The sequence below is a fragment of the Bradyrhizobium sp. 1200_D9_N1_1 genome (assembly GCF_052075915.1).
Classification (GTDB): Bacteria; Pseudomonadota; Alphaproteobacteria; order Rhizobiales; family Xanthobacteraceae; genus Bradyrhizobium; species Bradyrhizobium diazoefficiens.
In genome coordinates, this window is record NZ_CP197226.1 from 2,204,941 (window position 1) to 2,217,573 (window position 12,633).

The following is a 12,633-nucleotide window of genomic DNA, read 5'->3' on the forward strand; positions in this document are numbered from 1 at the left end:
CGATCAGGTGACCAGACTTCGTTCTGAAGCCCGGAACGGACGCCGCGCTGGCTCTTGCAGATAGTCATGGGCCACTCTGCCCAGTCCCAGCGTGAGGTCTGCACGGATGTGAAGCGCCGAGACGATCTCCAGAACGGGCAGATCAGCGACCGGCGCCAAGGCGTGCGGTGTCAGGGAGAGAGCCGCGGGTCCGGTCCAGGCGCCCTTCAACGCGATCTGCTCGAGGCGATATTCAACGAGCTCGCAGATGCGCGGGCTGCCATCGACATGCGGGATGATCTTGAGCAGAAAATTCGGCTCCTCGAGCGCGGCCTTGACCTGGCCAAGATCGGCTTCGCGGTGCTTGTAGCCCATCGTGCCCGTCGCCACCCGCAAGGGCCCGTAGTCGAGCGTACCGATCAGCGTGTCGATCTCGGTCCGCAATGTCGGCTGGCCGAGCTTTTTCGGAAAGCCCCAGAGCTCGCGTCCCCCGGCAATCGGTCCTTCGTCGTTGAGGAACATGCAGTGGTTGTAGCCGCCCGTGTGGCCACGGAACGAGACCGGAATGACCTGGCCGCTTTCCGTGTAGTCGCCGAAGCCATTCGAATCTGGCATGCGGATGAATTCATACTTGACGAGCGGGTTGCGGTCATCGAGTTCCAGCGGTTCGGGCACCACAGCGCGCAACCTTGCCGGGTCGGTGCGATAGGTGATGATCAGGTACTCGCGATCCACAAACCGGTAAGGGCCCGGCGGATAGGCCGGGCTGGTGAGCGGCATCGCAAAGGCGCGCTTGCGCACATCGTTCTCACGCATGGGGTTCTCCGTGCATCAAATCAGCGCTCTATTCACGGCCATCGTGCTCTAGATCGAATGTGAAAACGCCGTCCGGGGTGACCGGGCGTGCGAGCACCTCGGGATGACGCAAGGTGCGAAGCGCATCGTGGTAGCCGGCGCGCCAATGGTCTTGCATCGAAAGGCGGGAGAACTCGTAGTCCTTGGAGTGGCCTTCGTGGTTGCGCGCCCGATAGATCAGGTGAACGATGTTGTAGACGTTGGGAGACACCGCGGTGTTCAGGAGCTTCACATCCTCGTGCTCCCTGAGTTCTTCGGGAATCCGGTCCAGGAGCGTCGTGAGCGCACGTCGCAGGCGCTGCACGTGCTTGAACTGGTCGGTGCTCGCGCGCGTGCGACTGGAATATTGAATTTCCTTCTGACGCGTGACGACCTCGGGCAGATTGCCCGGAAGCTGCCCCTTCGCGCTCCAGAGATCGACCTGAAACGCCAACATGTCCTGCGGCACACCCCCATCGATCACCCATTGCAGCGGCGTATTGGAGACAAGGCCGCCGTCCCAGTAATGCTCGCCCTCGATCTCCACGGCGGGAAAGCCCGGTGGCAGCGCGCCGCTTGCCATGATGTGCTCTGGGCGAATCGTGTGGGTGCTGTTGTCGAAATAGACGAAATTGCCCGTTCTCACGTTGACTGCTCCTGCACTGAACCGCGTCATCCCCGCGTTGATGCGATCGAAGTCAATCAGGCGCTCCAGCGTGCTCTTCAACGCGACGGTGTCGTAGAAGCTGGTTGCTTCGGTCGTGCCGCCGGCGTGGAGCCATGGCAGGAGGGGGCGCGCGGAGAAGAACCCGTTTGCGCCGCATGCCGCGGCAAGGCCCGCGCTCATCTGGTTGAGGATATTGCGCGCATTCTCGCTGCGCGCATCGAGAAATGGGTTTCCGGCCCAGTCCCAAGGTGCAGTCGAAGTTACCCGCGTCCAGAAATCGCGCAGCCGATCAACACGTGACTCGGCCGGGTTGCCCGCGATGATCGCGGCATTGATCGCGCCGATGGAAATGCCGGCAACCCAATCGGGGTGGATGCCAGCTTCCGCCAGCGCCTCGTACACCCCCGCCTGGTAGGCGCCGAGAGCGCCGCCGCCTTGCAACAGCAGGGCTATGCAATCGAATGGCAGCCGCCGTTGGGTGGCCGGCAGGTGTGATCGGGGCTGGAAATTCATGACTGGTCTTGCTCTCGGGTGTGGGATGATCGAGCCGGCGTTGCGGAAGCCGCGATGACCGTTCGCTAAAACAAACTATACGGTATAGTGTATATATTGCTGCGCAACTCACGAGATCGTGCTTCAGTGGCGCGCTGTCACGTTCGTGGCTAGCGCTGAGTTGACCGCTGTCCGACCTTGGGCGGCTCGAGCATCACTTCCTTCAGGTGATCGCTGGTCGCGATGACGACCACGAAGTTGAGCTTGCCATCCTGTTTCATCAACCCGCCAGCGAGCGCCTGTCCGTCCGCCGCGCTTTCCGCGACCCGCACCGCGTCCGACAACTCCTGCTTGATCCACTTCAGGGCTATGATGTTGGCGAGATCCGCGCGATCGAGCTCCTTGAGCGATGACGCGATCTCCCTTTGCGATACCCTTCCGGTGTTCGCATCTATGACATTCTCAAAGACCCGCTCGTTCTTGATCGTGCGCACGCGGTAGACCGGCGGACCGGATATCTCGAAGCTGATGTCTGCGGTCCTCGACCCATCGTGCAGACCCTCCGCAATCGCCATGGCCTGTCCGATCGGGACCTTCGTGGTGTGGAACTGCTCCAACACGCGGCGAATGGCCGCCTCCTCGACGTTGCCCTGCGCGGTCGCGCTTTGCTGTTCGGCGTCGGTAGGGACCTGCGTGACGCCGGCCAGAGCACCGGTGCCGGCGAGGGCCGCGGAACAAACGATGAGGGCAAACAGCTGCTTCTTTGGCATCGCGCATAATCCTGTGGTGTTCTTCATGATCGGTGGTCTAGTTCGGCACGAAGGCGTACCGGCTGATCTGGAAGCCCGGATGCCGAGCAGATCGCCACAACTTTCGAGGCCGCGCCGGAGCGAGCTTGTGCCGTCGCGCCGCGATCCGATGCGGGCTCCCCCGCCCTGCTTGGTCATGAACGGCGGGCTGTAGCTGGGCCAGGCTCTCGCGAACGCGTAGATCGGCCGCCGCCGGGTTGCCGTCATCGTCGCGCACAACGGCGCCGCCGACTTCAGTTTCGGGCAACTGCGGTGGAGCCTGGGCGATATCGTGCTCGGCGGGCGCGGGACGCAGTCCGAACCCGCTGGTGTCGATGACGGCCGCTTCGGGGCCCCTCCGCTCCGAGTGGATCCGGATCGGCGGCAACGCAGAATGCTGCTCCGTGAGCCGGCTCGGCGAAGGTGCGGGCAACACCCAGTCGGCCGCCAGAAGCAGCAGGAGCAGCGCCCCTCCAGCGGAGAGAAAATACGCCCGCAGGGGCATCTCGGGCTCGACGGCGGCGCTCGCACGTCGCGACAGGACAGACTTCCTGCTCACGGCCTGTTCCCAGACATGAAATGATTCCGTCTCGTTTTCAGAAGCTCGTGGGCCGCGGGTGCCGGCACGCGCGTTCGGCGTCGAGATAGCCGCGCTCGTCGAGCCATTCGATCGGGCAATAGGCCATCGCCTTCGGGTCGATCATGTGCCCGTCGCGCTTGAGGGCCGCTCGCGTGCCGGTGCGTCCGCTCCAGACCGAAGAGCCGGTGGCCGGCTCCACGTCCATGACGTCGAACACTTCGATGAAGTTGAGCATGTCGAACGTCCAGGATGCTCACGCGGCGGGCGGGGAAGGGGGCTCGACGCCTTCAAGCGCGACGCCTCTGCGGACGAGTTCGGATTCGATCGCGTCGAAGATGGACTCGACCGGCGCGAGCCACACCGTGACCCAGCAGATGATGCAATCGCGAGCAAGCAACAGCCCTGACGTCATGCGCGGCCCCTCCGGCGGGCCGCATGCCGCACCGGCGCGGGTTCGCCGACGGCGAGCGCGTGCACCCAGGCGAGCACCGAAATGGTGAGACCCAGCAGCAGGCTCACGCCCACGAGCGACACGGCCACCATCAGATTGAGCGAGGCGACGGCAATCCCGGGCCAGGGATTTTCCCGCACGAGCGCCAGGAACAGGCTTGACATCTTCGGTCTCCTAAATAAACTACACCGTATATTTCATATACAGCGCGGATCGCGGGATGTGTCAAGAGCCGAGACTCACAAGCCCGTGTTCGTCCTGGTCGGGCGAGGGGACTTCGGAGTGAGGCCAAGGTTCCCTTTGAAAGCGGATGCCTCAACTTGAGAAAGGATTCGATATGTTCAAGAACCGGTTGGTGCTCGCACTCCTGGTGCTCGTTGCGTCGGGCGCCGCTGCGTTCGCGCAGGAGGACCGCGGCACGGCTGAGCAGAGAGCGGCGTGCACGTCTGACGCGTTTCGCCTGTGCGCCGGCTACATCCCCGATCCCACCAATGTGGAAGCCTGTCTCAGGCAAAGAAAGTCGGACCTGAGCGAAGCCTGCAGAGCCGTGTTCGGCCATGCAGCCGCTGCGGCTTCGGTCAGGACCGTCGGGTCGCACCGATAGCGCGGCGCAAGGAATGAGGAACGATCGTATGAATACGATATATGCGCCTGCTTTCGCCGCGTTCGGAGGCTCGGCCTTCGGAGCGATTTCCACGATCGTGACGGGATGGATGTCCCGGCGCCGCAGACTCCGCGAGCGCCATCAGGCGCACGCGGTGTCGAAGCGCGAGAAGCTCTATCGCAGCTTCATTGAGGAGGCGTCCCGACTTTACGCGGACGCGCTCACCAGCGACAAATCCGAGATCCCGGCATTGGTGAACTTGTATGCGCTTATCGGGCGCATGCGGATTCTGTCCGAGGATGAGGTGGTCCATGCCGCAGAGCGGGCTGGCCGGCTGATCATCGAGACCTACCTTGCACCGAACACCCCGTTCGTCGACCTGCCGGGCTTCCTGGAGGAGATGGATCCGTTGCGTGAATTCGGCGAAGCCTGCCGGCGTGAGATGCACGCGATTCCGTTGCGTTGAGGCCGAGCATGCTGAAGGCGCAGACGACCCGCCAGGCTGGATTGTCCTGCACGCGTGAACGAATCGTGCAGGCTGCAATCCGCTTGTACCGGGAGATCGGGTACCGGAAAACCACGGTTGCCGACGTCGCTCGCGACGCTTCAATGTCCCCCGCAAATCTCTACCGGTTCTATCCCTCCCGCCGGGCGCTCGAGGAGGCCGTCGTGACGGAGCTGCTCGACGAGGTGTTGGCGGCGGCCGCAAGTGCAGCGCGAAGCGGCCGCTCGGGCCTGGAGCGCCTGAATGCAACGTTTGGCGCGATCTCCCGGCTGCATGAAGACCGGCTGGCAAGCGATGTCCGCTTGCACGAACTGGTGGTGGCCGCAGGACAGGCGAACTGGCTGGCCAGCCTGTCTCATGCGGATCGGCTTCGTGGTGTGGTGCGGTCGATCATCGCGGCGGGGCAGGTGAGCGGGGAGTTCCGCGGCGGGAGCCCGATGGCGCTCGCCTGCTGCCTGCTGGACGCAATGGATGCTTACCTCAGCCCCTCCCGTGTCAAGGCGACCGCCCTTCGGCCAACGTTCGACGAGATGATGCGCTTTTGCGCGGGGGCGCTTTGCAACGCAGCGTTCGCTGGCCCGGCGCCCCATCAACTCATCAACGTTCAGGCCAGTATGCGCTACAGATCCGCCTGCTAAACCCGACGCTCGATTGGCTCACGGCGTCCAGTCTGCCTCACAGGCCGCGAGGAAGAAGCCGACACGTTCGCGCATGAAGGACGGCAGCTCCCGTCTCAGCTCCTTCGGTGTTTCCCCGACCAGCGACCGAAACAGCATCGGCAACAGGATCAAATCCAGGAAGATCTGAGCGGTGGCAAGGCTTCGCTTGCCGCTGAAGGGCCCCTTTGGAGCGCGCGCCAGCTTCTGCGTCGCTTCATTCAAGAGTTGGGAAACGGCGTTGACGGAGCGATCGCGCGCGGCGTCGTGGACGTTGCGGCTCAACTCGGGAAAACGCTGCGCTTCAGCAATCGTGGCGCGAACCATGCCCAACGATTCCTCGATGAGCTTTTCCACGATGGTGGTGCCGAGGTTCGAGAGCTTGTCATGAAGGGTGCGGCCCTCGGGCTCGACGCCTTCGAAATCCGTCAGCCTGCTGATGGTGCGGGCCACCACCGCCGCGAATAGTGCCTCCTTGCCGGGGAAGTGCGCGTAGATGGTCGGCTTGCTCGCCGGCGCCAGCTCGGAGATGTCGTCGATGCTGGCGCTACGATAGCCCTTCTCGAGAAAAAGCTGCTGGGCTGCGTCAAGGATCCGGACCTGGACGTCGCCGGCAAGGTCTTTGGTCGGTCTGCCCCGTTTCGGGGTGCTCTTCTTGGTCATCCGTCGATCCTCCAGTCACGAGTCTGTGCGCGCGCAGATCGCACTTGACATGGCGGGCCGGAAAAGGCAACAAAAAGAAAATATACGGTATAGTTTATTTAATCGCCGCGACGTCCATCAGGACCAGCGGCGGCACCTCCCGGACAGTCGAGGCCGCAAACCTGTGTGCATTGGCCTTGCGATCGTCCGGTCGACCTCAGGAGAGAGCGAATATGTCGTGCCCCGACCCGGACCGCCCACAACACGGCATCCTGCTGCGCGAGTTACATCACAGGGTCGATAAGGGGATCGCCTCGGCGATCGATCTGGTCTCGGCGGCGGTCATCCGCGCCGACGGAGCGGAAGCAAAGGCCGCCCTGAGCGACGTCGTGGAGCTGCTGCACGGACATGCGGAGCTGCATCGGGCGCTGGCCATGCCGGAGGGCGATGTCCTCAACGATGCCGCGACTTACATTCGCCGACTGGGCTGCGCCATGCGCCAATCCTTTCTGGATCGAATGGGGATCCGGCTGACGCTCACCACCGAGTCTCTCCCGCTTCAGCCCGAGCGGTGCGGACGGCTTGGCCTGATCGTCCACGATCTCATCGTCAACGCAGCGAAGCATGCGTATTTCGACGCGCGCTCCGGCGAGATCAAGGTCAAGCTGTCGCGCATCGGCTCGGTCGCGAACTGCGTGGTGCTGGACAACGGCTCGCGGCCGGCGCGGGCCTTGGGCCGGGAGTTCGAGATCAGCAATGACCTTGCGAAAGGGCTCGGCGGACGGATCGAGCACGGCTTCGCTGCCGAGTTCACATCCGTCGTGGTCTCGTTTCACCTGAGCGAGCGGGAGCGGCAGGCAAGCTGGTCGATGGCGGCGCGCCGCATGAGGCGGCCGCGCCGGCTGAAGACCAACGCGCCCGTGACGCCCGGCTCGGGCGCCGGCCTCCCGGATCAGATCGAGCGTCCGGCCGCGATGCGCGCGGATCCAGATTCACTGCGAGCGCGCCCGAACGAACGGGCCACGCTGAGCACGGGCCCGGATGTCCTGGGCAATCTCCTGTCACCCTCTCACCGTACGGACGCGCTATGAACCCGCGTTATTCGAACCTCTCCAAAATCGGTCGAACTGAGCGCTTGCTGCGGCCTCTCGGCGGCCTGGCCCTCGCACTTGTTGCTGCCGCGCTCGGCGGCTGCGACGATCGCGCTGCCAGTCCTTCCGCGCGCGCCGCTGTCGTGCGTACGGAAATCGTGCAGCCGAGAGATCGGCAATCCTCGCTTACCCTGACCGGTGAGGTGCAGGCCCGCTTTCGGGCGGATCTGTCGTTCCGCGTCAGCGGGCGCGTCCTCGCGCGCTATGTCGATGTCGGGACCCACGTGAAGGCCGGCGAAGTGCTGGCCATTCTCGACCCGGCCGAGCAGGAGGCCGATGTCGATGCCGCCACCGCCGCCGTTCTCGCCGCAGAATCCCAGCTGCGTGTGGCAAAGGCGACTTTCGATCGGCAGACGGCGCTGATCGCGAGCGGCTTCACCACGCGCACGGCCTACGACCAGGCGCAGGAAGGGTTGCGAACCACGGAAGGTGCGCTTGAAGCGGCAAGAGCGCAGCTCGGAACCGCGAAGGACGTGCTCGGCTATACCGCGCTGCGAGCCGAAGCCGACGGCGTCGTCACCGCACGCAGTGTGGAGACCGGTCAGGTCGTACAGGCTGCCCAACCGGTATTTTCACTGGCGCAGGACGGGGACCGGGACGTCGTCTTTGACGTCTATGAGTCCATTTTCCTCGGTGCTGCCGACCGAAGCAGCGTTTCGTTGGTGCTGATCTCCGATGCGACCGTGACCGCAGGCGGTCAGGTTCGGGAGGTCTCGCCGGCGGTCGACGCGAGGAGCGCGACCATTCGGGTCAAGGTGGCGATCAAGGACCCGCCTGCCGCAATGACGCTTGGAAGCGCCGTCGCGGGAACTGTGAGAGTGAAGACCGAGCCGCAGATCGCATTGCCCTGGCGCGCATTGATGGCGGCGGGCACCAGCCCTGCGGTCTGGACCGTCGATCCGGCAACACGGACCGCCTCGCTGAAGCCGGTGACGGTCGGTGGCTACGAGGCCGGAGAAGTGTTGATCAAGGCAGGTCTGGATCCGGGCGAGCGCGTCGTCGTCGATGGCGGCAAGCTTTTGAGCGTGGGCCAGCCCGTGACCTATGAAGGAGACCGCTCATGACGGGCCGCGCAACGATCGTGGCGGGCCCGCTTGCATGCGCGCTCGCGCTTGCCGGATGCCAGCAGGAGACGAAGGCACCCGAGGCCGTGCGGCCCGTCCAGTCGCTGCTTCTCGCAGCGGACCTCGCGGACGATGCCGTTGCGGTGGGCGTTATAGAGCCGCGCTACAAGACCAATCTCGGCTTCCGTGTGCTGGGACGTCTGATCACGCGTCCCGTCTACGTCGGTGACCTCGTGACTGAAGGACAGACGGTCGGCACGATTGACTCGACCGCCCTTGAGCTCGCCGTTCGCGCGGCCAAAGGCCAGCTTGCCAAGGCCGAGGCGCAGTTCGCGACCGCTCGCGCGACGGAGGAACGGCAGCGAACGCTCATCACCACCGATGCAACCACGAAGCAGATGCTCGATAACGCCGAGCAGGCGCGTGCCGGCGCCGAAGCGACGGTTGCGCGCGAACAGGCCAATCTGACCAAGGCGGTCGAGCAGCTCGGCTATTCGCAGATCAAGGCCGACTTCGCCGGTGTGGTCACCGCAGTCGGTGCGGACGTCGGCCAGGTGGTGTCCCCCGGCCAAAGCGTGGTGACGATCGCAAGGCCCGATATTCGCGAAGCGGTCGTCGATATCGGACCGGACTATCCGCTGCCGCTGGAGGTCGGTCTGCCGTTCACGGTCAGCCTGCAGCTCTTGCCGGCGGTTCAAGTGGAAGGCACCGTTCGCGAGATTGCGCCGCAGGCCGATCCGGCAACGCGCCTGCGGCGGGTCCGCATCGCACTCAGCAATCCGCCTGACAGCTTCCGGCTCGGCGCGACCGTCACGGCAAAGCTCGGCAGGCAGCAAGGCCCGGTTCTCCGGCTGCCTGCGTCGGCGCTGCTCGTCAAGGATGGCGCCAATTTCGTCTGGATCGTCAATCAGCCCGCCAGCACAGTATCGCTGCAAAAGATCGATGTGGCGGCTGGCCAAACCGGGGCGCGCGTCACCGGTGGACTTGCTCCTGGCGCACGCGTCGTCACCGCCGGGGTCCACAGTCTCAAGCAAGGACAGCGCGTCCGTATCGAACAGGATCAGCAGCCATGAAGTCGTTCAACCTCTCCGACTGGGCGCTCGGTCATCGCTCGCTCGTCTGGTATTTCATGATCGCCTTCATGGCGGCGGGATTTTTTGCCTATCTCCAGCTGGGACGGCAGGAAGACCCCGACTTCACCATCAAGACCATGGTCGTCCAGGCGCAGTGGCCGGGTGCGTCACCCGAGGAGATGACGCGCCAGATCACCGACCGGATCGAGAAGAAGCTCGAGGAGCTGGAATCGCTCGATTACACCAAGAGTGTGACGGTTGCGGGTCAGACCACCGTCTTCGTCTATCTGCGCGACAGCACCAAGGCTGCCGACGTGAAGCCGACCTGGATTCGTGTTCGCAACATGATCGCGGATATCAAGGGCGACTTCCCGCAAGGGGTGATCGGGCCCGGCTTCAACGATCGCTTCGGCGACGTGTTCGGCAACATCTATGCCTTCACCAGCGACGGCCTGAGCCAACGTCAGCTGCGCGATCATGTGGAGGACATCCGTGCCAAGGTCCTGACCGTGCCCGACGTCGGCAAGGTGGACATCCTGGGCGCACAGGACGAGGTGATCTATCTCGAATTCTCCACCCGCAAGATCGCGGCCCTTGGCCTCGACGTTCACGCGATCATGAGCTCCTTGCAGGGGCAGAATGCGGTTGCCCCATCCGGCGTATTCCAGGAGGGGCCCGAGCGGATCAGCGTACGCGTGAACGGCCAGTTCACGTCGGAGGCAAGTCTGAAGGCAGTCAATCTGCGCATCAACGATCGCTTCTTTCCCCTGACCGACGTCGCAACCATCACGCGCGGTTATGCCGATCCGGCCAGGACCTTGTTCCGGTACAACGGCGAGTCGGCGATCGCGCTTGCCATCGGCATGAAGTCCGGCGCGAATCTGCTGCATTTCGGCGAGGCGCTGAAGGAGGAGATGTCGAGAATTACCGCCGACTTGCCGGTCGGCGTCGGCGTTCACCTCGTCGCCGATCAGCCCGTCGTTGTCGAGCATGCCGTGTCCGGCTTTACCGAGGCGCTGTTCGAGGCCGTGATCATCGTTCTCGGCATCAGCTTTCTCAGCCTGGGCATGCGCGCCGGCCTTGTCGTCGCGATCGCGATTCCGCTGGTTCTCGCCATCACCTTCGTCGTGATGGCCTATGCCGGCATCTCGTTGCAGCGAATTTCGCTTGGCGCCCTGATCATCGCGCTCGGCCTGCTGGTCGATGACGCCATGATTGCCGTCGAGATGATGGTCGCGCGGCTCGAGGTCGGCGATCCCTTGGAAAAGGCGGCGACGCACGTCTACACCTCGACCGCCTTTCCCATGCTGACCGGAACGCTGGTGACCGTGGCCGGCTTCATTCCGATCGGGCTCAATAGCAGCAATGCGGGCGAGTTCACCTTCACGCTGTTCGTGGTCATCGCCGTCTCCCTGATCGTCTCGTGGATCGTGGCGGTGCTGTTCACGCCGTTGCTCGGCGTCACCATCCTGCCCGCCAGGATGAAGGGCCATCACGAGCAGAAGGGGCGCGTAGCGCAGTTGTTCACGCGTCTCCTGCTCGTCTGCATGCATCGCCGCTGGACGACGATTGCCGTTACTGTCGCCGCCTTTCTGCTGGCGCTGTTCGGCATGAATTTCGTGCAGCAGCAGTTCTTCCCGTCTTCGGATCGCGCCGAGCTCGTGATCGACTGGAATCTGCCGCAGAACGCATCCATTGCCGATACCAACTCGCAGATGGCGCGCTTCGAGCGCGAACAGCTCCAGGGCAGCAATTCGGTCGACCACTGGTCGTCCTATGTCGGCACCGGCTCGCCGCGCTTCGTCCTGTCCTTCGACGTGCAGACCGCCAACACCTGGTTCGGCCAGATGGTGGTCGTGACCAGGGGCGGCATCAAGGCGCGCGACCAGGTCAAGGCGCAGTTCGAGGACTACCTGAGGAAGACGTTCCCCGGCACCGATACCTACGTCAAGCTGCTCGAGGTCGGCCCCCCGGTGGGGCGTCCCGTGCAGTTTCGCTTGAGCGGGCCCGACATCGCGAAGGTGCGAGACCTCGCGCAGAAGCTCGCCGGTATCGTGCGGAGCAGCCCCGATCTCGGCAATGTCGTGTTCGACTGGATGGAGCCGGCCCGCGTCGTCAAGGTGGACGTTCTCCAGGACAAGGCGCGGCAGCTCGGCGTCACCTCGGAGGACATTGCCTCCACCTTGAACTCCGTGCTCGAGGGCACGCCGATTACCCAGGTGCGCGACAGCATCTATCTCGTCAGTGTCACGGGACGTGCGACGGCGGCTGAACGTGCCTCCATCGACACCCTGCGCGACCTGCAATTGACCGCGCTCGGCGGCCAGGCCGTGCCGCTCGGTGCGGTGGCCAATTTGCGTTACGAGCTCGAGCAGCCGACGATCTGGCGGCGCGCGCGGATCCCGACCATCACGTTGAAGGCCGGCATCGTCGGCAACGCGCAGCCAAAGACCGTCGTGGATCAGCTCGCGCCGAAAGTCGCGGAGTTCACCAAGACGCTGCCGGCGGGCTATTCGGTGCACATCGGCGGGTCCGTCGAGGAGAGCGCCAAGAGCCAGGCGCCGATCGTCGCCGTCGTTCCGCTCATGCTGTTCGTCATGGCCACGGTGCTGATGATCCAGCTGCAGAGCTTCCATCGCCTGTTTCTGGTGTTCGCGGTCGCGCCGCTGGCCGTCATCGGTGTCGTCATGGCGCTGCTGCCGAGCGGTGCTCCGCTCGGCTTCGTCGCCATCCTCGGCGTGCTCGCCCTGATCGGCATCCTCGTCCGAAATTCGGTGATCCTGATCGTGCAGATCGAGGATCTCAGGAAGGAGGGGCGGCCGGCCTGGGACGCGGTGGTGGAAGCGACCGAGCATCGTATGCGGCCAATTCTGCTGACGGCGGCCGCGGCAAGCCTCGCGCTGATTCCGATCGCGCGCGAGATTTTCTGGGGGCCGATGGCCTACGCGATGATGGGCGGCATCATCGTCGGCACGCTGCTGACGCTGCTGTTCCTGCCGGCGCTGTATGTGGCCTGGTTCCGCATTCACCCCGATCACAACGATAACTCATCCATGCACGAGCCCGCAGCGCCTGCGCACGACATTTCGCCGGAGCCGGTCTCCGCGGCCACGCCGGTGCCGGTTCTCGAACCACAGATTTAACAAG

Annotated in this window: 15 protein-coding genes; 7 read left to right on the forward strand and 8 right to left on the reverse strand. The window is 64.3% G+C overall.

Annotated features, from left to right (window positions below; translation table 11 throughout):
- Positions 1–3: 3 nt before the first annotated feature.
- The 7 genes from AB5K84_RS10700 to AB5K84_RS10730 all read right to left on the reverse strand — a co-directional run bounded on the left by AB5K84_RS10700 (position 4) and on the right by AB5K84_RS10730 (position 3,955).
- Positions 4–795 (reverse strand): acetoacetate decarboxylase, encoded by a 792-nt coding sequence (locus AB5K84_RS10700; protein ID WP_011089765.1) that lies wholly within the window; start codon positions 793–795, stop codon positions 4–6.
- A 28-nt stretch (positions 796–823) separates the two neighbouring features.
- Entirely contained in the window at positions 824–1,993 is a 1,170-nt protein-coding gene (locus AB5K84_RS10705) for a DUF3734 domain-containing protein (RefSeq protein ID WP_011089764.1), read from the reverse strand.
- A gap of 149 nt (positions 1,994–2,142) precedes the next feature.
- A complete protein-coding gene (locus AB5K84_RS10710; RefSeq protein ID WP_236842129.1) occupies positions 2,143–2,769 on the reverse strand; it encodes a PepSY domain-containing protein in 627 nt (208 codons plus the stop codon).
- A 10-nt stretch (positions 2,770–2,779) separates the two neighbouring features.
- Positions 2,780–3,319, reverse strand: a complete 540-nt coding sequence (locus AB5K84_RS10715; protein ID WP_051000251.1) for a hypothetical protein — start codon at positions 3,317–3,319, stop codon at positions 2,780–2,782.
- A gap of 37 nt (positions 3,320–3,356) precedes the next feature.
- Positions 3,357–3,575, reverse strand: a complete 219-nt coding sequence (locus tag AB5K84_RS10720; RefSeq protein ID WP_038965536.1) for a hypothetical protein — start codon at positions 3,573–3,575, stop codon at positions 3,357–3,359.
- 18 nt (positions 3,576–3,593) lie between these two features.
- Complete coding sequence (locus tag AB5K84_RS10725; RefSeq protein ID WP_165448173.1) at positions 3,594–3,752, reverse strand: hypothetical protein; 159 nt, start codon at positions 3,750–3,752, stop codon at positions 3,594–3,596.
- Positions 3,749–3,955, reverse strand: a complete 207-nt coding sequence (locus tag AB5K84_RS10730; RefSeq protein WP_038965537.1) for a hypothetical protein — start codon at positions 3,953–3,955, stop codon at positions 3,749–3,751. The genes AB5K84_RS10725 and AB5K84_RS10730 overlap by 4 nt, the downstream gene beginning before the upstream one ends.
- Positions 3,956–4,128: 173 nt before the next feature.
- Between AB5K84_RS10730 and AB5K84_RS10735 the strand changes: the two genes are divergently transcribed.
- Genes AB5K84_RS10735 through AB5K84_RS10745 form a run of 3 tightly spaced genes read left to right on the forward strand, consistent with a single transcriptional unit; the run spans position 4,129 to position 5,538 of the window.
- Entirely contained in the window at positions 4,129–4,395 is a 267-nt protein-coding gene (locus AB5K84_RS10735) for a hypothetical protein (protein ID WP_038965538.1), read from the forward strand.
- Between the two features lie 28 nt (positions 4,396–4,423).
- Complete coding sequence (locus tag AB5K84_RS10740; protein ID WP_049832451.1) at positions 4,424–4,861, forward strand: hypothetical protein; 438 nt, start codon at positions 4,424–4,426, stop codon at positions 4,859–4,861.
- An 8-nt stretch (positions 4,862–4,869) separates the two neighbouring features.
- On the forward strand, positions 4,870–5,538 hold the full coding sequence (locus tag AB5K84_RS10745; protein WP_011089761.1) for a TetR/AcrR family transcriptional regulator: 669 nt from the start codon (positions 4,870–4,872) through the stop codon (positions 5,536–5,538).
- A gap of 18 nt (positions 5,539–5,556) precedes the next feature.
- On the opposite strand, the gene AB5K84_RS10750 is transcribed toward AB5K84_RS10745, so the two are convergent.
- Complete coding sequence (locus AB5K84_RS10750) at positions 5,557–6,219, reverse strand: TetR/AcrR family transcriptional regulator (RefSeq protein ID WP_011089760.1); 663 nt, start codon at positions 6,217–6,219, stop codon at positions 5,557–5,559.
- A gap of 212 nt (positions 6,220–6,431) precedes the next feature.
- Between AB5K84_RS10750 and AB5K84_RS10755 the strand changes: the two genes are divergently transcribed.
- From AB5K84_RS10755 to AB5K84_RS10770, 4 genes are read left to right on the forward strand one after another with little or no spacing between them, the layout of a single operon-like run.
- Complete coding sequence (locus AB5K84_RS10755; protein ID WP_011089759.1) at positions 6,432–7,289, forward strand: sensor histidine kinase; 858 nt, start codon at positions 6,432–6,434, stop codon at positions 7,287–7,289.
- On the forward strand, positions 7,286–8,413 hold the full coding sequence (locus AB5K84_RS10760) for an efflux RND transporter periplasmic adaptor subunit (RefSeq protein ID WP_011089758.1): 1,128 nt from the start codon (positions 7,286–7,288) through the stop codon (positions 8,411–8,413). The genes AB5K84_RS10755 and AB5K84_RS10760 overlap by 4 nt, the downstream gene beginning before the upstream one ends.
- On the forward strand, positions 8,410–9,486 hold the full coding sequence (locus tag AB5K84_RS10765) for an efflux RND transporter periplasmic adaptor subunit (RefSeq protein WP_011089757.1): 1,077 nt from the start codon (positions 8,410–8,412) through the stop codon (positions 9,484–9,486). Before AB5K84_RS10760 ends, AB5K84_RS10765 begins: the two co-directional genes overlap by 4 nt.
- Complete coding sequence (locus AB5K84_RS10770; protein WP_011089756.1) at positions 9,483–12,629, forward strand: efflux RND transporter permease subunit; 3,147 nt, start codon at positions 9,483–9,485, stop codon at positions 12,627–12,629. The genes AB5K84_RS10765 and AB5K84_RS10770 overlap by 4 nt, the downstream gene beginning before the upstream one ends.
- Positions 12,630–12,633 lie beyond the last annotated feature (4 nt).